This is a genomic window from Bacillus sp. B2-WWTP-C-10-Post-4 (assembly GCF_009183805.1).
Classification (GTDB): domain Bacteria; phylum Bacillota; class Bacilli; order Bacillales; family Bacillaceae_G; genus Bacillus_A; species Bacillus_A cereus.
In genome coordinates this window covers 1-20799 of the sequence record NZ_WEII01000027.1, presented here as the reverse complement: position 1 = coordinate 20799, position 20799 = coordinate 1, and the positions used below count along the sequence as shown (strand labels likewise).

Below are 20799 nucleotides of genomic sequence, written 5' to 3'. Positions count from 1 at the left end.
TCCCCTTAATAAATCATTTTCCTTTGCATTTCGTACATGAACTTCCCAAGATGCAATATCCAAATAAATGAGATTAAGCCAATTAATACAAAATCGATATTACTAGCAGCTGTATATATAACGGCAGCCCACCATACATATGCCAATATTGTATTCGTAAATTCATATGCTTTATATCCAGCCTCATGCACAATGTGCTTTAATCCTTCATCTGCGTTTTTCGTCCACATTTTCATAGATTCCATATACGTTACACCTTGTTCAGGATATAGCTTATTATAACGATTTTTTGTTATGAGTCCGATAATTACTACAGTAGTTAAACAAACAATAGAAGCTACTAAATTCCACACCGCAAATGAAACATTTGTATCCTGCAACAGTGCACGTCTACATGTAATAACTGCATATACAAACCATGCCTGCGTCACTATATCACCTACACGTAAATATATACTTATAATGCCTAATTTTCTGCCTTGTACGCTCTCTTCTTCATCGCGTGCCTCTGCTAACATACGTGTATTCTTCCAAGTATAGTACATCATTAAAATTCCAAAAATAGTACATATACCTATAAATGTATTGGATGATAATTTTCTCGGTTCATCCGAGAGTAAATTTAAAGCTATATAAGACGTTAAAAATCCTCCTATCATACTTAATGCTATTTTCCCCACAGAATCAAATTGTTTTTTTCGCTTACTCTTCATCGTCCTCTTCCCCCTCTACTAACGTAAATATTTCCTCCACCGGTACATTGAAAATTTGTGCGATTTTTAACGACAATACGATAGATGGTGCATAATCCCCACGCTCAATTAAACTAATCGTTTGCCGTGATGATCCAATCGCTTTCCCTAAATCCCCTTGTGATAAACGATGCTTTGCTCGCAATTCCCTCACTCGATTTTGAAGCTTCATGTCTTCCCTCTTTTTCATTTATTTAATTAAAATTGTAAATAATATCCTTACATTTGTCAATTATAATTGTCATTACGACTATAATAATTGACAAAATACTTATTTCTTATCCTGTATCAAATTCCTATAAAGAATGTAAAATGTGCATTAAACATAGTCTTAAAAATAAAATAAAAAAGGCAGTGCTTTTGCACTGCCTTCCTAAATTCTGACATAGAATGGATTTCATATTAACTTGCGTTTTGTAGTAATACTCGTTTTAACTGCTTACGGAAACGAATACCCAACGTAACCGCTACAATCACAATAACTCCAAAAATGATTTTACCGATATGACCTTCTAGCACTCCAAAGATATCATGTAAGTTTCCACCTAACCAGTAACCACCGATTAAGAAGAATGATACCCAAAATAGAGCGCCTGAATAAATTGTAATGGCAAAACGACGGAATGGTAAATTAATAATTCCTGCAAAGTATCCTGTGAAATGACGTACACCAGGAATAAAGAAACCAATAAAAATTAGGAAGTACCCATACTTATCAAACCACATTCTCGTTAAGTCAATTTTTCTTTGTGTTAAAAATACGTATTTCCCATACTTTTGAATGAAAGGCATACCTAATTTATTTCCTAAAAAGTATTGAATCGTCATCCCTACACTTGTCCCAATAAAGGATAGAATGATTAAAATCGGTAAACTTAAATCACCCTTATGTGCTAAAAATCCCGCATATGCTAATGTTGGCTCTCCCGGAAACGGAAGTGCAATATATTCTAACAGCAAGCCGACAAGTACAACATAATACCCGTATTGCTGAAATAATTCATGAATCCATTCCATGTCATCTCTCCTTTCAATCACGTACAACTTCTTACTATTATTGTATAAAAAAATTGTCGAAATAACTATCACAATAGCTTACATTTTTATTACATTTTTGTAAGGGTCACACTAATGATTTTCGTTCTTTATTAAATAGTAAAAATTATTTTCCAAGTCGCAATAGCGAAAAGACGCATTAATAACATGCAGATTTTATCCATTTTTTAGCACTAAAAAAGCTCTCTTATTTTGTTCTCAATAAAAAACCATCACAAACTCATGCTAACTTCATATTAGCTTCATATACGTATTGTAAGATTATATCGGAATTTGTTGAAAAATTTAACCAATATATGACTAAGCATTAATTTGAATAAATATAAGTCGTTTTTCGAAATTGAAAAAAGGGTGAATACGAAATGGAAGCATATAAAATGCACGATTTTATTAATACAAATGTTGAATCTCATCAAAATGAAACCGTTTTTAATTTACAAATATGTGAAACAAGTGAATTTGACGTAAGTTTAACAAAATCTACAACACTATCTTTTATCGTTTCAAAAAAGAATATTAAAATTGTCACGAAAAAATGGATTAATTCAAATCAAGAAAGCATGATTGGCAAAAGCTACATCATTCCAACAAAAGCTTTTCACTATTTCTTACCAATCATTTCTGAAAATGAAGATGAGCTAAATATTCAAGTTCAAAGTTTTGGACTACGTGGTGAGCTTTTATTAAATGAAAGATTACTTATTGATAACAACAAACACAACAGCAAAATCACTACATTCTTTGAAACATTAGATGAAAATGTAAATAAAGCATTACGAGGATTACAACTTCATTGTATGTAAGACTATTACGATAGTAAAAGGAGAATAACAATGAAAAAATTATTATTAAGCGCACTATTATCATTAGGATTTTTAACTCTTCCATTCGCTAGTGCAGAGGCAGCTACAACGAAAGATCAATTAATTGTAGACACTCAGTTAAATAAAATGGATTATTATCAGGATGGAAAATTTATAAAAAGTTTTACTGTCGCTACTGGAAAAGCTGCAACACCTACACCTAAAGGCACTTTTCAAATCGTAAATAAAATTAAAAACCGCCCTTATTATACAGGCAAAATTAAAGGCGGCGATCCACGTAATCCACTTGGTGACCGTTGGCTCGGATTAAATATGGCAGGAACTTACGGAACAACTTATGCGATTCACGGAACTAACAATAATCAAGCAATCGGCAAATGGACAACACTTGGTTGTATTCGTATGTATAACAATGATATACACTGGTTATTTGAGCGCGTTCAGCAGCAAGCTACTGTCACTGTAAAATAGCCTAAAAACAAGATTTATGTGTAGCCAAGAATTTTATGTCTTGGCTTATTTTATTTATTCATTTACAGTAGCAAAACAACTGTATTTACATATATAATAGGAATAGATTTGATTAGCTGATATCTAAACATTGATAAACGTAGATATTAAAATTATACAGTTATAATGTTTTATAAATTTTATAATACATACTATAATAGAACTACTGTAATTCTGAACTATTCAGTAACACTAAACTATTCCCCTTGCTACCTTCATGATTATTTTATAGCTGGGGCTTATTATATGTATAAACAATCTGAGTCACTCGAAAAATGATGAATTCGAATATTGCAGTAAAAAGCGTTATTTAGGAGGTGTTACTATGACGCATATACTGGTGATTGAAGACAACCCAGATATACAAGAACTTATTCGTGAATTTCTAATGGCACAAAACTTTACAGTTGATGTAGTTGGTGCTGGAACAGAAGGTATTCTTCTTTTCCAAAAAAATTCATACGATCTTGTCCTCCTCGATGTAATGTTACCAGATATAGATGGCTATAGTATTTGTAAAATTATGCGAGGACAATCTGATGTACCAATCATTATGTTAACAGGCTTACATAATGAAGAAAGTGAAATTAAAGGATTTGAATTAGGTATTGATGACTATATTACGAAACCGTTCCATTACACTGTATTTATTAAGCGTGTAGAGGCTGTATTAAGAAGGGCAGCAACGAAGGAAGCAGAAGCTGCAACTATACTACAATTCCATGAATTGATGTTAAACTCTACAGCATATGCAGCTTATGTTCATGGTAATCAAATTGAATTGACAACAAAAGAATTTGAAATTATTTATACTTTACTGCAAAATCGAGGAAAAGTATTATCAAGAAGTGATTTGTTGAATAAGGTATGGGGCTATGAACATTATGGTGATGTAAGAGTTATAGATACACATATTAAAAACTTAAGAAAAAAATTAGGAATTCCTTATATTAAAACGGTGAAAGGCATTGGCTACAAAATCGAATCGTAGCAAAGACAACATCACCAAAAGTATTTTCATCAAAACCTTATTATTTTGTATTCTTTTATCACTTTGCCTTTATCAAATTATTTACTTTCTAGCTTCAAACTACGATAAAGAACGTTTTGCGAAAGAAAATGGAACGCCGACTACAGAACAGGCCGATTCAGATAAGCAAAACGACGGAAGTAAAACGAAGCAAAATAAAGCTGTGTCAGAGGGGAGCATTTCTAATTTTCAATCTTCTATTATAGATTATAAATCTCTTTCTACAGCTATCAATCACCTTTTGCAGCCTAGCCAAACTGTAAAGGCAAAAGAACATACACAAAATCTTTCGGGGAAAAATAGCACTTCTAATCCGCCTACAGAAGCAGAAAAGAAAGCTGCTAATAATGATGCCTTACATACACAAAATGCAGCAAGTAAAACAAATGATACAAAGGATAATCCAAAGTTAGCAGATGCGTTGCAGCAATTAGCTCCACATATTGGCGCGACAATGCTTGCATTATCACTACTCGGATCTTTAATTTATACAAAACTAATTGCCAAACCTTTTCAATATATGAGCGATGCTTTAAAAGATATTATGAATCTTGATTTCTCAGATAAAAAGCTACTTAACAAAAATACAGATCAAACAGATTTTAATTTGCAAGTAGCTTCTTCACAAGTACCAAATATTGTGAAGAATTTACATGCAAGCAATCAAGATTTAAGAAACGAGCTCAAGAAGGAACAACAATTAGAACAATCTCGTAAAGAATTTATGTCTATGGTGTCCCATGAATTAAAAACACCAATCGCAGCCGTTATGGGACAACTAGATGGCATGATTCACGGAATTGGAGCTTATAAAGATAGAGATAAGTATTTGAAACGTTCCTACGAGATGATGCAAGACATTAACATATTAACGGAAAAAATGTCGGAATTATCCAAAATACAAAACCCTCAATTTAAACCGAATTTAGAAGTCATTTCTTTATCTAATATTATTGAGGATGTTATGAAGAAAGTAGATTACTTTGTATCTGTAAAACAATTAAATGTACAATCTAATATTAAACACGACGTACAAATTTTAGCTGATCCTAAATTTATTCAAACTGCTATTTTTAACATTATTTCAAATGCAATTCATTATACAATTGACCATCAACACGTATATATAAAGCTTTATGAAAAACCAAATGGTTACGCATTAGAAGTATTAAATACAGGTTCACAAATTGATGAAGATAAACTTGCTCATTTATTTGAGCCTTTCTATCGCGCAAATCCTGATAAACACGGGTTAGTACAAGGTAGTGGTCTTGGATTATATATCGTGAAACAAATATTAGATAAACATCAGTTTCCTTACGGGATACAAAACACAGCTCAAGGTGTAAAATGCTCCATTGTATTCCCAAAAGCAATGTAACATATACTATAATTACATATCCCAAACTCATACTTCATGTGTGAGTGGCGGAATTTTGTAGAGTGTCTTACTCTGTTTCGTTCGCCCGTTATCCTTATTTGGATAGCGGGCGTTTTTTATTACTTAAAAGGAGGATTTTTTTATGGAAAAGTTTAAATATTCATTGCTCGTTTTATTCGGTGCTTGCAGCTACGGCATACTTTCAACTATTTTCAAACTCGGATTCATAAATGGATTTTCAGCACATCAACTACTAGGGGGACAATATGTCTTCGGATGGATTGGACTATTTCTACTCGTTCTTTTCTTTTCACGTCATAAAGTAACAAAAAAACAATTCTTTTCATTACTAACCGTCGGAACAACAATGAGTATGACTGGGATTTTTTATGCTATTTCTGTAGAAGAACTACCCGCATCTATCGCTGTCGTCCTACTCTTTCAGTTCACTTGGATTGGTGTCATTATCGAAGCCATTGCAAATCGAACATTTCCAAGTCGCGATAAGATCATATCTATCCTTATTTTATTTGCTGGTACATTGTTTGCAGGTGGTGTATTTGAAGGCCTCGGACAAAGTTTTTCTACGAAAGGGATTATCTTTGGGCTATTAGCTGCTGTCTCTTTTTCATTCTATGTTTTTGCAAGCGGACGCGTCGCTACAGATGTTCCGCCTTATACAAAAAGCTTTCTTATGACAACAAGTGCTACTCTTATCGTATGCCTATTCTTTCCGCCAACCTTTTTAACAGACGGTGCTTTGCAAGCCGGTCTATGGAAATATGCTTTCTTCCTCGGATTATTCGGCGTTGTTGTACCTGTCATTTGTTTTTCAATCGGTGTACCAAAGGTTGGAACAGGGCTTAGTACGATATTAGGTGCAGCTGAATTACCAACTGCTATTATCGCTTCTATTACACTTGTACATGAAGTCGTAACGTTCATGCAGTGGATTGGTATTATTTTTATATTGGTTGGGATCTTCACTCCTCAGCTGCTTACGGCTAGGAAAGAAAGGAAACACAATCGCGTGCATAGCGCTTGAAAAAATACAGAATTTATATAAAAGATATAACTGCAATTAAAATAAGTAAATTTATCTGGAGGTATAAATGACTATTTTAAGCATCATATTTTTTGCTATTATGTGTATCTTCTTCCTAATAAGATATATGAAAGAAAAGAAATTTTACGATTTACTTCTCGTTCCCGTTTGTATATATGCAGGAGCAGTGAAAACTCCTTTCGTAGAGTACTTAAACTTTAATACTACATTTAAAATAACGTATGATATTGCAGCTATTATTCTTGTAATCCTTGCTGTACTTTTCTTTTTGAAAGATAAGAAAGAGAACCATACTGCATAACAAAAGACCTTTCATTTACTTGAAAGGTCTTTTTCTCTATCTCATTTTACCGCTCCATACAGCTTCTCTATCTCATGCTCAATTTGTTTTACATCGATTCGCTCAAATAATGGCTGTACGCTATCAATTCTACTTGGCAACGTATTTTGCGGTTCCCAATTTCGTTTCACAATCGACAATGTGTTTCGAACTCTTTCACTTGAAAATGGTAAAAATGGCTCAAGGAGATGGGCAAAATTAGCGATAAGATACACACAGTTATAAATCGTTTCTTCACATGAAACTGGATCATCTTCTCTTTGTTTCCAAGGCTGCTTTTCATCAAAATATTTATTTGCAAAACGTACTGTATCAAATACTGTCTCTAGCGCCACCTTAAATTTAGTTTGCTCAATCGCCTCTCCTACCTGTTTATATAATCCTTCTACTTTATCTTTCAGCTCTACTTCAATACTTCCTTTCGGCACGATACCACCATAATATTTTTCAATAAACTTTAATGTCCGGTTCACAAAGTTCCCGTATGCACCTAATAATTCACTATTATGACTGTAAATAAATTCCCGCCATGAAAAATCAGTATCGCGATTTTCTGGTGCGTTGACGGTTAAAAAGTAACGAATAGAATCTGGATCATAGCGTTCTAATATGTCAGGCACCCATACTGCCCAGTTTTTACTTGTAGATAATTTTCTTTTTTCAACTGTTAAATATTCATTCGAAACGATATGACGCGGGATTGCTTCCTCCCCTATTCCAAGTAATACCGCTGGCCAAATGACGGAATGAAACGGAATATTATCCTTTCCGTGCACATAATATGTTTTCGCTTCGCTAGCCCAAAACTCTTGATCATCTTTCCCTGTTTCTTCAACCCAATGTTTACTCGCTGAATAATAGCCTGTCACTGCTTCAATCCATACGTAAATTTTCTTATCTTCATACCCTTCTACTGGAATTGGTACCCCAATTGGTAAATCTCTTGATACTGCCCTATCTTGTAACCCTTCTTTTACATATCTTTCTGTTAATTGAATTGCATTATCACGCCATGTTCCTTTTTCTTTTGCGATTTCTACAACTTTTTTAATTTTCTGCTGAAATGTATGCAACGCAAAATAGAAATGCTCTGTTTCCTGTACGGATGGTGTACTACCACATAACTTACATTTCTTTTCTAACAAATCGAGTGGATCTAAAATAGCTGAACACGCATCGCATTGATCTCCTCTTGCTGCTTCATGGCAATGTGGACATATTCCTTCTACATAACGATCCGGTAAAAACTGCGTACACGTTTCACAATACGCTTGTTCCACTGTTTTTTTATAAATATGTCCTTCTTCTAATAAACGTAAAAAAACATTTTGAACCGTTTCATGATGGTGCTCACTATCTGTACGTGTATAGCAATCATAAGTAAAACCAAGGCTACGAAAACATCGCTGGAACTCTTCATGATACTTATCAGCAATTTCTTTCGCTGTCACACCTTCTTGTTTTGCCCTAATTGCAATCGGTGTTCCATTACAATCACTCCCTGAAACATACAGCACATTCTCACCTTTTGCCCTGTAATAACGCGCTAAAATATCTCCAGGTAACAAACTCGCAATATGGCCAAGGTGTAACGAACCATTTGCATACGGCCAAGCGCCTCCAATAAAAATACTCATCTTACATTCCTCCTTTTAAATATAAAAAGCCCCGCCCTTATCTTAAAAAAGATAAGGGCGGGGCTGTATAAACAGTCGCGGTACCACCTTATTTCGCCAATTACTCACATAATTAGCCTTAACAAGTACGGAGCTATATGCTCTTATACTGTGGTTTTGATAACGAGTACCAACTCTCGTCGCCGCCTACTATTATCATTTGATAAGTTCAGGACGAAGCTCAAAGGCCATTGTTCAAATGAATATTCTTGCTTCTTCTCAGCTACCGAAGCTCTCTGGAAAGAATGTGTTCATCCTACTTTTCCTTTTCAACGCTTTTACGTATAAAAAGTATTGTACGACTTAATAACAGAAAAATCAAACTTTTATTCAGAAAGAAAAGGAAATCCCATCCCTCTGCCGAATAACTATACGTTCACAAAAGGAGTGATAACATTGAACCAAAAACAACTAAGCACTATAAATGAAAAAAGCTGGAATACAGCTGCTTATGAAGCTTGGACGAATCGCCACGGGGCACCAGCTGATTATGCGAAAAAAATCATGAAAGATCCCACGCGCGAAGTAGCACATTATTTACCTTACATACAATCTCCAAAAGGAAAATGTATTATTAATTTACTCGGCTCAAAAGGAAATAAAGCTGTCGCACTCGCTCTTTTAGGAGCTGACGTAACAGTTGTTGATATTTCAGCAAGTAATGCAAAATATGCAAATGAACTTGCGGAAGCCGCAGGCGTCTCTATTCATTACATCGTTTCTGATGTACTAGATGTAAATCTCTCCAAATCATTTGATATCGTATTACTGGAACTTGGTGTACTTCATTACTTTCTAGATTTAAAACCACTTTTTACAACAATCTCTCAACTACTAAAGCCCGGTGGAATACTTATCCTTCGCGATTACCATCCAATATACACAAAGCTATTAGGAGTAGACCATCCATCATTTCGAGCAAGTGGAAATTATTTCGATGAAGAATTAATTGAAGATGATGTTGCTTATAGCATCCTTCTTACAGAAGCACAGAAAGAATCGCTACCTAAAACAACCATCCGTCGCTGGACGTTAGGAGAAATCATTACAACACTCGCGGAAGAACATTTTAAAATTGAAAAACTAGTTGAAGAACACGGACCTCATCAAAGATGGCTCTTCCCTTCTACTGCACCGGAAGGAATCGAAGAACGTATCCCTGGTCTATATACAATAATTGCGACAGCATGCAAAAAAGGATCCCTTCACGGATAGGATCCTTTTTGCATGCTCACGCATATAAGTTGAGGTTGGAGATTACCATAATTCTGTAGAATAGGACACAAGATATTTCAACATTTCGTCTCTGACTTACGCCGTCAAAAAGGGGTATGACCAACATAACGAAGAGTAATGTTTTAGTTGATACTGATAATCGTTATCAACTAATTAGAAGTATACATGATGTCATTTCAAATTTCAATAGCATTTCTAATATTTATTTATGAATTTTATGATATACAAATGTATACATTTTAAGAACTTTTTCTAATACCAATCTGACTCCTGCCCATAGCTGCTATGATTTTCATTGAACGGATTAATAACTTCATAATAATGTTTTTATTAATTTTGTTGTAGATATCTATAAATCATAATAAACAGTTTAAATGAGGGTAGGGGTAACGATGAAATATGTTAGTATTCGAAAAAAACTACTGTTCACACTCTTAAGCATTTCTTCTTTATTTAGCATTGCTCTTATTGTTATTCTTTCATTCGCCATGAATCAAGCAAGTGAAATCGAAACGTTAAAAAATGATGTATCAAAAAGAGCGACGATTTTAAAAGAACGTGGCGATTGGTTCCAAGCACAAGTTGCTGGTTTACAAGAATATTTACTATCACATGATCAAAAAGGATTAGATAAGTTCAACCGAGAAGGGAAAAAATTAGCTGATACTAGAGAGAAAGTAACAAGTGACAAGAAGCTCCCAGAAGGAATGAAAGAAGCTATTTTAATGGGGGGAAAATGGCGTAGCGTCATAGATAATGAGGTACTACCTCTTGCTCGTGAAGGAAAATGGGACGAAGCATCCAAAATTGCTTTAGCACAAACAGATTATGTAAATGATCTTTTAGATCGTTTTAATAAATATACAAATGAAGAGAATGAGAAACGTGACGCATTAATTGCTGACGTCGAGTCTTCTTCATCACTTATTCAATATATTATTTTCTTCTCACTCATTACATGTACATTAACGTCTATTTTATTAGCATGGTGGTTCTCTGGTAAACTCGTTAAACCAATTCGACAAATTGATGAGAAGTTAAAAGAATTAGCTTCTCAAGATGGAGATTTAACGGCTAGATTACACGTAACAAGTAAAGATGAAATAGGTGACATTGCAAATTCCTTTAATCAAATGCTCACTAACTTACAGCATATAATAAAACAAGTTCAACAAACATCAACAAGTGTAAAAGAAGCTTCCGAAAATGTATTTATCGAAACGACTGCTTCTATGGAAAATACCGCAAGGACCCAAGAAACTATGAATGCTCTTGAACACAATATTCGTTCACAAGTTTCTAGCATTGAAGAAAGTTCAACTGCAATGGATGACATGGCAACAAGTGTTCAGCGTATCGCTGAGTCCGCCTCTTCTGTTACTAGTTTAGCTGTCACAACTTCAGAAAAAGCAGATGATGGGAATAAAGTCATTGAGAAATCTATTACACAAATGCACACAATTAACGAAGCTGTTAACGCTACATCACAAGTAATTGAGCGACTCATTACACATACAAATCATATCGATACTGCACTTCAATCTATTTCGAATATCGCCGAGCAAACAAATTTACTCGCTTTAAATGCTTCTATTGAAGCAGCTCGTGCTGGTGAACATGGAAAAGGATTCGCTGTTGTTGCTGATGAGGTTCGAAAACTTGCTGAACAATCTCAACTAGCCGCAACTGACATTAACCATTTACTGCATCAAATTCAAGCCGATACTAAAATAGCAAATGACATGATGACACAAGGTCAAGCAGAAGCTTCTGAAGGAATTACTGTTATTCGTACTGCCGGATCTTCATTCTCAGAAATTGTTAACCACATTAACAAAGTCTCTACGCAAATGCAAGAAATGTCTGCAACTGCTGAAGAGATGGCTGCAAGCTCTGAAGAAATGAACGCAGCTTTAAATAATATCGCCTCTATTTCAAATGAAGTTGCTGCAGAAACATTACAAACAGCACATTCAGCTGGTGATCAAGTAAACAAAATGAGTATCGTGGCTAACAAATCATCTGAAATGAAAACAATCGTACAAGAACTTGAAGTTCTCGTCTCTCATTTCAAAACAAACGCTTAAAGTGAAAATGACACGAGCTCAAAGGTATAGGAAAGAAAGTTTTACAGGTTCTCCTTTTTCACTTTAAAATATCTCTTTCTATCTCTCATTCCGTCTGCTATAATTCCTAAAGGAAATAAGAAAGCTTTATTCCAACTGGAGTAAAGCTTTCTTTCAATTTTTTACATTTATTAATTCTAATACTAAGATTTCACAAAGGAGGCTTTTAATTATATGAATTTTGTAAGTATCAGAAAAAAACTTATGTTCATGATGGGAACGATTTGCGCTTTATTTGGCATCGCCTTAGCTTTTATTTTATTTTTTGCTATTGACCAATCTCGTAAAGCTGAAACATTACAAAAAGAAATTTCTCCACTGGCAACAGAATTGAAAGAACGTGGAGACGCTTATCAAGTACAGCTATCTGCTTTAAGGGGTTATTTACTACAACATGATCAAGTCGAATTAGACAAGTTTAATCAGATGAGTAAACGTCTTGAAGATTCAAAAGATAAACTTCTTTCTAATCCAAATCTTTCTTCGTCCGTAAAAAGCACAATGGAATTAGGGTCTACTTGGAGAAAGTTCATTGAAGAAAAAGTATTCACTCTTGCAAAAGAACAAAAATGGGAAGAAGCTTTACAAGTAGCTTCTTCAGAAAACGGAACGGTCTATAAAGTAATTGGTGACTTCACAAATTACAGTAATGAACAAGCTAAATTACGTGAACAATCTATTGAAAAAATTGACCAATCTGCACTCTTAATTGAATATGTTATTTTCTTATCACTTGTTATTTGTATTGTCGCTGCAATTATTCTTGCATGGTGGTTCTCTGGTAAACTTGTGAAACCAATTCAACAAATTGACACGAAACTAAAAGAATTAGCCTCTCAAGAAGGTGACTTAACGGCACGTCTACAAGTAAATAGCAACGATGAAATAGGTGCTATCGCAACATCATTTAATAAAATGTTAGAAAACCTACAACATATCATTAATCGTGTTCAAAAAACATCAGTGGAAGTACAAACCGCTTCTGAAAATATGCTAGAAAAAACGAATACATCACGTGAGGCGACATTAAGAGTCCAAAGCTCGATGTCCAACTTAAATGCAAGTATTCAATCACAAACTTCTAGTATGGAAGAAAGTTCAACTGCAATGGATGATATGGCAGTAAGTGTTCAGCGCATCGCTGAATCTGCTTCATCTGTAGCGGAACTTGCTGTTGCCACATCTGAACATGCTAGCGATGGAAGTACGGTTATCCAAAAATCTGTTTCACAAATGACAACAATACACAAAGCTGTAAATGCTACGTCAGAAGTGGTTGAACGTCTAATCACTCATACGAAATATATTGATACTGCTGTACAATCTATTTCTAATATTGCTGAGCAAACAAACTTACTTGCTTTAAATGCTTCTATTGAGGCAGCTCGTGCTGGCGAGCACGGAAAAGGATTTGCTGTCGTAGCTGACGAAGTTCGAAAACTTGCTGAACAATCTAAAACAGCTGCAACAGACATTAATCAATTACTACATCAAATTCAAAATGATACAGAAACTGCTAGCTCTATGATGTCTCAAGGCCGTTCTGAAGCATTTGAAGGTATCAATGTTATTCGTGAAGCTGGTACTTCTTTCACAACAATTGTGGAACAAGTAAATAAAGTATCTACTCAAATGCAAGATATATCAGCAACTGCTGAAGAAATGGCTGCAAGTGCTGAAGAAATGAATGCTTCACTTAATAACATCGCTTCTATCTCTACTGAAGTATCCAGCGAAACTGCCGCAACGGCACAATCTGCTGAACAGAAAGTTATTGTTATGAATGAAATGACAGTAACTGCTAGAAAAATGAAACAAACAGTTGAAGAGTTAGATCAACTCGTATCTCATTTTAAAACAGAATAGATGTTCAAAAATATCCCTTCTTTGAAAGAGGGATATTTTTTTGAGCTCATTTCCTGCACATTATGCTCATTTCCGTTATAATGAGAATCGATATCATTAAAGTGTAGGAGGGGCTGCTTATGTCACAAGAAGCATTTGAAAATAAATTACTTGCCAATTTAGAAGCTGTTATTGACCCTGAACTAGGTGTTGATATCGTTAATCTTGGATTAGTGTATGACGTTACAGCAGATGAAAATAATAATGCTGTCATTACGATGACTATGACTTCTATCGGTTGTCCAATGGCTGGGCAAATCGTATCAGACGTTAAAAAAGTATTATCAACAAACGTACCTGAAGTTAATGAAATAGAAGTAAATGTCGTTTGGAATCCGCCCTGGTCGAAAGAACGTATGTCACGTATGGCAAAAATCGCATTAGGTATTCGCGACTAAATAAAGTGGAAATTTCATCATTTGCGGATAGCGGGATAAAGAAAAGACCTGACTAGGATGTCAGGTCTTTTCTCTTATTATTTTACACCTACTGCATCATAAGCTTTCGTTACAGCTTGTACAGCTTTAGAGTTTTTACCGTATAAATCTTCAGCTGACTGAAGTGCCGCTTGACGCATCATTTTGAAGTCAGAGTTTGCAGTTAAATATTTCGTAAGCGCACGGTAGTAAATTTTTTCTGTTGCTTCACGGCCCACTCCAGTTACTTTCACGCCGTAATGATCTCCGCCTTCAGATACTAAATAAGCAGCTTTATTATTAATACTACTGTTAATATGAACGCCGCCATTATCAGCTGTTCCAGTATAACGTTTACTATAGTGATCTGGGTAACCTTCACTTGGTTTTAATGGGTTTGGAATAGACGCTGGATCTTTTAATGAACGAAGTGCATCGCCTGGTTTATCAGGTGTATAAATGTCAGCACCTAAATCCCAGCTCTTCTTCTCAACCATAACACCCATAATGTCAGATAACGATTCATTTAACGCCCCTGACTCATTTTTGTAAACAAGGTTTGCTGTATGTTCAGTTACAGCATGCGTTAATTCGTGACCGATAACATCAAGTCCAGCAGATAATGGAATGAATGTTTTTCCATCGCCATCACCGTACATCATTTGCACACCATTCCAAGCTGCGTTATTCCAAGCTGTACCTACGTGAACAGTTGAAATAAGCTTCGCACCTTTATCATCGAAAGAGTTACGATTAAATGTCTTTTTGTAGTAATCATATACTTTTCCCGCATTTACATGCGCATCAACTGCAGCTTTATCTTCGAAGAACTTAGATTTACTTTCAACTTCTTCTCCTGTATATCCAAGCCATTGTGAGAATAAATTAAACCAGTTCTCGTCCATATTTTCTGCATCAAATGTATGAACACCTTGTCCTCGTTTACCATCAAACAAGTTGAATTGTCCTGTTTTCGTATCTTGAGCAATTTCAAATGATTGTCTAGCACCTAATACTCCGTAACCAAATCCAGTAATGTTATCTACAGCGTTATATTTCTCAATAACATTTCCATTCGTTGCATCAACAAAATAATGCCAATATCCTGGAGCTGGTTTTGAAATCGATGCCTTAACTAAGTATGCAAGATAGTAATTACCGTCCTTTTCATATACAAATAAATCTTTTTTCACACCGTCATAACTCTTTACTTTACCAATTTCTTTCTCAATATCTGCCTTTGCAATCGTTTCTGCTTGTTCCGCAGTAATGCTTGCAGCTGCAGGAATATTTTTATCATCTAAATTCGGAATAACTTGTCCGAAGAATGCTTTTACATTATTCTCTTTATCAAGTGTAACAGTTTGATCAGAACCGTACACAGGAATGTTATTATGTTTCTCAACTAGCTTCACATGTGTCGTATCAGATTCAGCGTCTTTTTCTTCCCCAACGATATTAAAATGCTTTTCAATATTTCCTGCTAATTTAAACATATCTTTCTTACTCTCTAAGTATTGAAAGACCGTCTCTTTTTTATCTAGTCCTTCCGGTGCTTTCCATTCTTCACCTATGTATGCAGGTGTTTTAAATTCTTGATGATATTGAATTTTTTGTTCTTCCGCTTTCGTTGTCGTTGCCCCAAACGCTCCAAATCCCCCGGCGATAACAGTTAACGCTAATGCTGATGAAATGACTTGCTTTTTCACTATAACATTCCCCATTCCCATAAAGATTTTTGACACTTTTATACAATTCTTATTTTCCCAGCTGATACCTCTACCGAAAATTTGAGAAACATTTTTCAGACAATTCCAATCAAAAAAAGAGGACATCTATCGGATGTCCTCTTTTCTATAAACCTTTTATTGTTTTTTCAATTCAATTGCTAAATAATGAGATTGCTCTTTTGCTTCAATATGAATATCTTCTTCTACCGCTTCCGCTGCATCACGCATAACAAGATTTTCACCATTGATTACACTGCTTCCTTCAATTTGTACAAGATACAATTGACGGCCTTCTTTCACTGGAAAATGAATTTCTTTTCCAGCCTCTAATGATAAGGAGTATAAATTCGCATCTTGGTGAATTTGAATTGGTGCATTTCCTTCTACTGAAGATACCATATGGAACCATTCATTTTCGCGCTTGCTCCAATCAAATTTAAACTCACCATAGTTTGGTTTATGATCCGCACGGTCTGGTAAAATCCAAATTTGTAATAAACGCAGCGTTTCATCGCCTAAATTATGCTCGCTATGAAATACACCCGTGCCAGCACTCATATATTGAACATGTCCACGCTCAATCGTTCCGCGATTTCCCATGCTGTCTTCATGTGTTAAAGCACCATCTACAACGTAAGAAATAATCTCCATATCACGATGTGGATGCATATCAAAACCAGTTTGCGCCGCTACTAGATCATCATTAATAACACGTAACGCTCCGAAGTTCATGTTATTTGGATTGTAGTAATTGGCAAAAGAAAAATGAAAATGTGTATTTAACCAACCATGATTTGCTCTGCCCATATTTTTATGATCAACTTTTCTAAACATATCCTTCACCTCATACTATCTCGAATTCGAGATTTATTTTAAAATTTTTTCTTACTGTAACTTTTTTAGTAGTGTTAATAATTGCTTTTGTTCCTCTATATTTAAATTATGAAACTTCTCTGCTTGGAACGTTTCTTGAGGTGGGACGATTTCCTCATATAAAGCTCTTCCCTTTTCTGTTAAAGAAATATGTTTCGTAGTACCCTCTTGTTCACGAAAAATCCACTCAAGCTGCTCCATTTTATTTAAAAGCTGCGTTACATTTCCTTTCGTAACAAATAGCTTATTTCCAAGTTCTTGCTGTGTTAAACGTTCATGTCCTCCAACTTGAGCTAACACATCAAACTGGGCGGCAGATACATTCCATTTTTTCAAATGCTGATTCGTCTCACGAATACTCTTATTATAAAAGCGTGATAAACGAAACCATAATAGTAGCCCTAGTCTATCTTCTGTTTTCATTTCATCACCTCGCTCGTTTCATATCATTAGTTTAGAACTAAACTTAATAAAAGTCAAATACTTATTTTTAATAAGCATAAAAAGCACAGCGCTATTTCTCCACTATGCTTTACATTAACTTTCTACTCTTATATTCATCCAATTTCCTCTCCGCGAACTTCCTCGCATCTTTTTCAATCCACCGCTCTTCGTACCGTTCACTTCCCACATACAATATATCTCTCTTATGCTGCATCGCATGGCGGAATTCATGCAGTAGCGTTTTGAGAACTTGATCATACTCTTCCCACATACAAACGAAAATTAATTGCTTTTCTTTATGATAAAAACCACCTACTGGGAATAGGAACTCTTCTTCCTCTTCCCCTAATGATAGAAGCACATCATTTGCATCACACGTATCACAAAAAATAACGGGCGTTTTACATACTTCAATAAGAGAAAACAAATCCTCTCTCAACTTTTTGACATCCCAAGGAAGCTCCGAATCCAACACATACCAATTCTCTACCTGTTGATATACATTTTGAAACTGGAGTTCCATTTCTCTTTATTCCCCTTTCCAAGCACCCTTTTTCTATATGTATGCCACAATATAGTAAATATTAAACGTATTCTTTCATCCTTGAAAAAATGCCAATAAAAAGGAATCTACTTCGACATAGATTCCTTTTCTGTAATCACTTTTTTTTCATCATTTTTTTTAATACAAAATAACCAATTGCACAAACAATAGCAACAAGTGCAAAGTATTTCACATATGGCCCCGCAACTTTATTAATACTTTCCCACTCTGTTCCTAATTTAAAACCTAAATATACAAACACAATTGACCACGGAATAACAGCTAATGTAGTTAGCGTAATAAACTTAGCATGTGACATTTTCGCAATACCCGCTGGTATCGAAATAGCATGACGCACAACCGGAATAAAACGTGCGGTAAAGATAACGCCAGTTCCATAACGATTAAACCAATCTTCAGCATAATCAATATGTTTCTTCTGAATTAAAATATATTTTCCATATCGCTCAAGAACAGGTCTTCCTCCATATCGACCAATCCAATAAATGAATAGTTGTGCAATTACACCACCAATTGTACCGAACGCGACAGCGCCCCAAAATGTAATGCTTCCTGTTGATACTAAATAGCCTGCATAAGACAATACGATTTCACTTGGAATAACCTCTAGCATTAATCCAAGCATAATTCCCCAATAACCAAGTCCTTCTAAAAAAACTAAAACCGAATGAATCAACTCTCCTAACATCATGTACCTCTCTTTACTGTTTTCATCACCAAAATAAAAGTACAAGCAGGAAATATCTTGTACTTTTATTTTTTTAATTTAGTTAGTCTTCGTATCCCACTTAAAGATTTTATTTAAGAATTTATATACATTCTTCGACTCTTTTGTCAGAAGTGGGCCTAAAATGGATAGTATAAGCACGTATAGTGCTGAGAATGGTTTCAGTACTGACATTAAACCACCGGCGATACCGATATTAGCCATAATGATGGAGAACTCTCCTCTTGAAACGATTGTTAATCCGATATTTGTTGATGCTTTATGAGATAATCCAGCTTGTCTTCCTGCAATCATTCCTGCTACAAAGTTACCGATTATCGTAAGAAGGACAGCACCTAACGTTAACCATATCGCTCCGCCTAATGAGAACGGATCAATACTTAACCCGAAGCTGAAGAAGAAAATAGCTCCGAAAAAGTCTCTAAATGGAACAACAAGATGTTCAATTCGGTCACTATGCTCTGTCTCAGAGAAAACTAATCCTAGAAGAAGTGCTCCAATTGCTTCTGCAACGTGAATTGTTTCTGAAAAACCAGCAATGAAGAATAACGAAGCAAATACTACAATAATAAAGATTTCATCTGAGCTAATATTGAGCAATTTATTTAATAACGGCGTAGCCTTTCTAGCTACTATAAAGAATAGAAGCATATATCCTAAAGCAATTCCAATTGAAGTAAGGGCACCTAAGAAGGAAGCGTGATCTCCAAGTACTAAACCAGAAACAACTGATAAATATACAGCAAGGAATATATCTTCAAACATAATAATTCCTAAAATTAATTCGGTTTCATTATTACCAGTTCTTCTTAAGTCCACTAACACTTTAGCAACGATAGCGCTAGAAGAAATCGTAATAATACCCGCAATAATTAAGATTTCTAGTAATGGGAATCCCATTATAAATCCGTATAACAAACCAAGTGAAAAGTTAATTAAAATATAAATCGTTCCGCCAATCGCAATAGAGCGTCCAGATTTAATTAGTTTTTTCATTGAAAATTCTAATCCTAGATAGAATAGAAGGAATAGAACCCCAATCCGTCCAAGGAAAGAAATTACACTTGCACTTTCAATAAATTTGAGATCGATAACACCTATTGTCGGTGCATGCGGTCCTACTAACATTCCAAGAACGATTAGAAAAGGAATTACTGAGAATTTAAATTTTCCAGCAATTACTGCTGCAATTGCCACTAAAACTAAAGCTGTACCAACTTCAAAAATTAACGTATCCATCTAATCAGTCCCCCCTATTTGAAAGTAATTCATTAATGATTTTTTTAATTTCTTCTCTCTCACCTGAAACTACAAGCATATCTCCTTCTTCAATTACTGTTTCTGGTCCTGGATTAAATAGCTTCTTCATGTTCTTCTTCATAACCGCGATTATTGTTACGCTATATGTTTTTCTTATTTCAAGATCGCCAATTGTTTTTCCGATTGCTGGAGCTGTATTCTCCACCTTGAACCACTCAATCGCTAAACCTTCAAAAACCATCTCAACATTTTCTAACGCCCTAGGCTTATATACCATTCCACCTAATATTGCAGCGATTTGTCTTGCCTCTGAGTCACGTAGTGAAATACTTGAGATGCTTTCTTCATGGTCTGAATCAAAATGATACATTTCTCTACGACCATCATCATGAATGACAATTACCATCTTTTCATTACCTTTCGTAACGATTTGAAACTTATAACCAATACCCGGAAGTTCACTTTCTCTAATATTCATTTTTAGCTCCTCCATAACTTGTTTATTTTAATTTTCTGTTTTTCTGTCTTTTATTTATCCAATCAACTTTAGAAATTCTAACCACTCAGGATATTTGTGATTTGGAAATCTTTTATTGTAATAATAAGTGGACCCTAAAAAGATACTTAAAGATGTAATGATAAAAAATATATTACTTCTCATTTTCAAACTCTCAAGGCTTACTTTCCATAAAGAATCTTCTTTCAAATTATCCCCACCTTCTCGCTTTAAATTTAGTTTTTTAAAATGTAAATAATTCTAAAAATATTACGATGTAACATAATCATAACACAAAAATGTTTTAAGTAACATAATTTTTTAGAAAAATTGATTCTCGTATATTTTTTGCATATAATTTTCTTATTACGAAAAAAAGGAAGTGT

At 34.8% G+C, this 20799-nt stretch carries 21 protein-coding genes and 1 other annotated feature; of the genes, 10 read left to right on the top strand and 11 right to left on the bottom strand.

Annotation, left to right across the window (positions count from 1 at the left end; translation table 11 throughout):
• Positions 1–5 precede the first annotated feature (5 nt).
• The 3 genes from GBN78_RS13270 to GBN78_RS13260 all read right to left on the bottom strand — a co-directional run bounded on the left by GBN78_RS13270 (position 6) and on the right by GBN78_RS13260 (position 1769).
• Positions 6–713 carry a DUF3169 family protein gene (locus GBN78_RS13270; protein ID WP_016110907.1) on the bottom strand — a complete coding sequence of 236 codons (708 nt, stop codon included), beginning with the start codon at positions 711–713 and terminating at the stop codon, positions 6–8.
• On the bottom strand, positions 703–924 hold the full coding sequence (locus tag GBN78_RS13265; RefSeq protein WP_000776168.1) for a helix-turn-helix transcriptional regulator: 222 nt from the start codon (positions 922–924) through the stop codon (positions 703–705). Before GBN78_RS13265 ends, GBN78_RS13270 begins: the two co-directional genes overlap by 11 nt.
• 230 nt (positions 925–1154) lie before the next feature.
• Positions 1155–1769, bottom strand: a complete 615-nt coding sequence (locus GBN78_RS13260) for a DedA family protein (RefSeq protein WP_000454754.1) — start codon at positions 1767–1769, stop codon at positions 1155–1157.
• Between the two features lie 401 nt (positions 1770–2170).
• Between GBN78_RS13260 and GBN78_RS13255 the strand changes: the two genes are divergently transcribed.
• The 6 genes from GBN78_RS13255 (at position 2171) to GBN78_RS13230 (ending at position 6920) form a co-directional block, all read left to right on the top strand.
• Positions 2171–2611 carry a DUF3978 family protein gene (locus tag GBN78_RS13255; protein WP_000388768.1) on the top strand — a complete coding sequence of 147 codons (441 nt, stop codon included), beginning with the start codon at positions 2171–2173 and terminating at the stop codon, positions 2609–2611.
• A 30-nt stretch (positions 2612–2641) separates the two neighbouring features.
• Positions 2642–3103, top strand: a complete 462-nt coding sequence (locus GBN78_RS13250) for a L,D-transpeptidase (RefSeq protein WP_000735058.1) — start codon at positions 2642–2644, stop codon at positions 3101–3103.
• 364 nt (positions 3104–3467) lie between these two features.
• Positions 3468–4133, top strand: a complete 666-nt coding sequence (locus tag GBN78_RS13245) for a response regulator transcription factor (RefSeq protein WP_000148833.1) — start codon at positions 3468–3470, stop codon at positions 4131–4133.
• Positions 4111–5553, top strand: coding sequence for a sensor histidine kinase (locus GBN78_RS13240; RefSeq protein ID WP_044584966.1), 1443 nt, complete (start codon positions 4111–4113; stop codon positions 5551–5553). The genes GBN78_RS13245 and GBN78_RS13240 overlap by 23 nt, the downstream gene beginning before the upstream one ends.
• Before the next feature lie 142 nt (positions 5554–5695).
• Positions 5696–6598 carry an EamA family transporter gene (locus tag GBN78_RS13235; RefSeq protein ID WP_000410486.1) on the top strand — a complete coding sequence of 301 codons (903 nt, stop codon included), beginning with the start codon at positions 5696–5698 and terminating at the stop codon, positions 6596–6598.
• Between the two features lie 67 nt (positions 6599–6665).
• Positions 6666–6920 carry a hypothetical protein gene (locus GBN78_RS13230; RefSeq protein ID WP_000154124.1) on the top strand — a complete coding sequence of 85 codons (255 nt, stop codon included), beginning with the start codon at positions 6666–6668 and terminating at the stop codon, positions 6918–6920.
• 41 nt (positions 6921–6961) lie between these two features.
• Here the strand turns inward: GBN78_RS13230 and metG are convergent, their stop codons facing one another.
• Entirely contained in the window at positions 6962–8596 is a 1635-nt protein-coding gene (metG, locus tag GBN78_RS13225) for a methionine--tRNA ligase (RefSeq protein ID WP_000021562.1), read from the bottom strand.
• A 50-nt stretch (positions 8597–8646) separates the two neighbouring features.
• Positions 8647–8917, bottom strand: a binding site (T-box leader).
• A 114-nt stretch (positions 8918–9031) separates the two neighbouring features.
• On the opposite strand from metG, the gene GBN78_RS13220 reads away from it, so the two are divergent.
• From GBN78_RS13220 to GBN78_RS13205, 4 genes are all read left to right on the top strand, one after another.
• Positions 9032–9850: a class I SAM-dependent methyltransferase gene (locus tag GBN78_RS13220; protein WP_044584967.1), complete on the top strand. Its 819-nt coding sequence runs from the start codon at positions 9032–9034 to the stop codon at positions 9848–9850.
• Between the two features lie 413 nt (positions 9851–10263).
• A complete protein-coding gene (locus GBN78_RS13215) occupies positions 10264–11958 on the top strand; it encodes a methyl-accepting chemotaxis protein (protein WP_000878437.1) in 1695 nt (564 codons plus the stop codon).
• A gap of 213 nt (positions 11959–12171) precedes the next feature.
• The gene (locus GBN78_RS13210; RefSeq protein ID WP_001012203.1) at positions 12172–13863 is read left to right on the top strand and encodes a methyl-accepting chemotaxis protein; all 1692 of its coding nucleotides are present in this window, start codon (positions 12172–12174) and stop codon (positions 13861–13863) included.
• 119 nt (positions 13864–13982) lie between these two features.
• Positions 13983–14300, top strand: a complete 318-nt coding sequence (locus tag GBN78_RS13205; protein WP_000076422.1) for a metal-sulfur cluster assembly factor — start codon at positions 13983–13985, stop codon at positions 14298–14300.
• A gap of 77 nt (positions 14301–14377) precedes the next feature.
• Here the strand turns inward: GBN78_RS13205 and GBN78_RS13200 are convergent, their stop codons facing one another.
• The 7 genes from GBN78_RS13200 to GBN78_RS13170 form a co-directional block, all read right to left on the bottom strand.
• A complete protein-coding gene (locus GBN78_RS13200; protein WP_033685825.1) occupies positions 14378–16027 on the bottom strand; it encodes a M4 family metallopeptidase in 1650 nt (549 codons plus the stop codon).
• Between the two features lie 156 nt (positions 16028–16183).
• The gene (locus tag GBN78_RS13195; protein ID WP_000488928.1) at positions 16184–16882 is read right to left on the bottom strand and encodes a pirin family protein; all 699 of its coding nucleotides are present in this window, start codon (positions 16880–16882) and stop codon (positions 16184–16186) included.
• A gap of 51 nt (positions 16883–16933) precedes the next feature.
• Positions 16934–17344 carry a MarR family winged helix-turn-helix transcriptional regulator gene (locus GBN78_RS13190; protein WP_000845481.1) on the bottom strand — a complete coding sequence of 137 codons (411 nt, stop codon included), beginning with the start codon at positions 17342–17344 and terminating at the stop codon, positions 16934–16936.
• A 109-nt stretch (positions 17345–17453) separates the two neighbouring features.
• Positions 17454–17888, bottom strand: coding sequence for a DUF3920 family protein (locus GBN78_RS13185; protein ID WP_000422800.1), 435 nt, complete (start codon positions 17886–17888; stop codon positions 17454–17456).
• Positions 17889–18024: 136 nt separating this feature from the next.
• Complete coding sequence (gene uptA / locus GBN78_RS13180) at positions 18025–18618, bottom strand: undecaprenyl phosphate transporter UptA (protein WP_000900221.1); 594 nt, start codon at positions 18616–18618, stop codon at positions 18025–18027.
• A gap of 78 nt (positions 18619–18696) precedes the next feature.
• Positions 18697–19896, bottom strand: coding sequence for a cation:proton antiporter (locus GBN78_RS13175; protein ID WP_000380223.1), 1200 nt, complete (start codon positions 19894–19896; stop codon positions 18697–18699).
• A gap of 4 nt (positions 19897–19900) precedes the next feature.
• Positions 19901–20395 (bottom strand): cation:proton antiporter regulatory subunit, encoded by a 495-nt coding sequence (locus GBN78_RS13170; RefSeq protein ID WP_001026075.1) that lies wholly within the window; start codon positions 20393–20395, stop codon positions 19901–19903.
• Between the last annotated feature and the right edge of the window lie 404 nt (positions 20396–20799).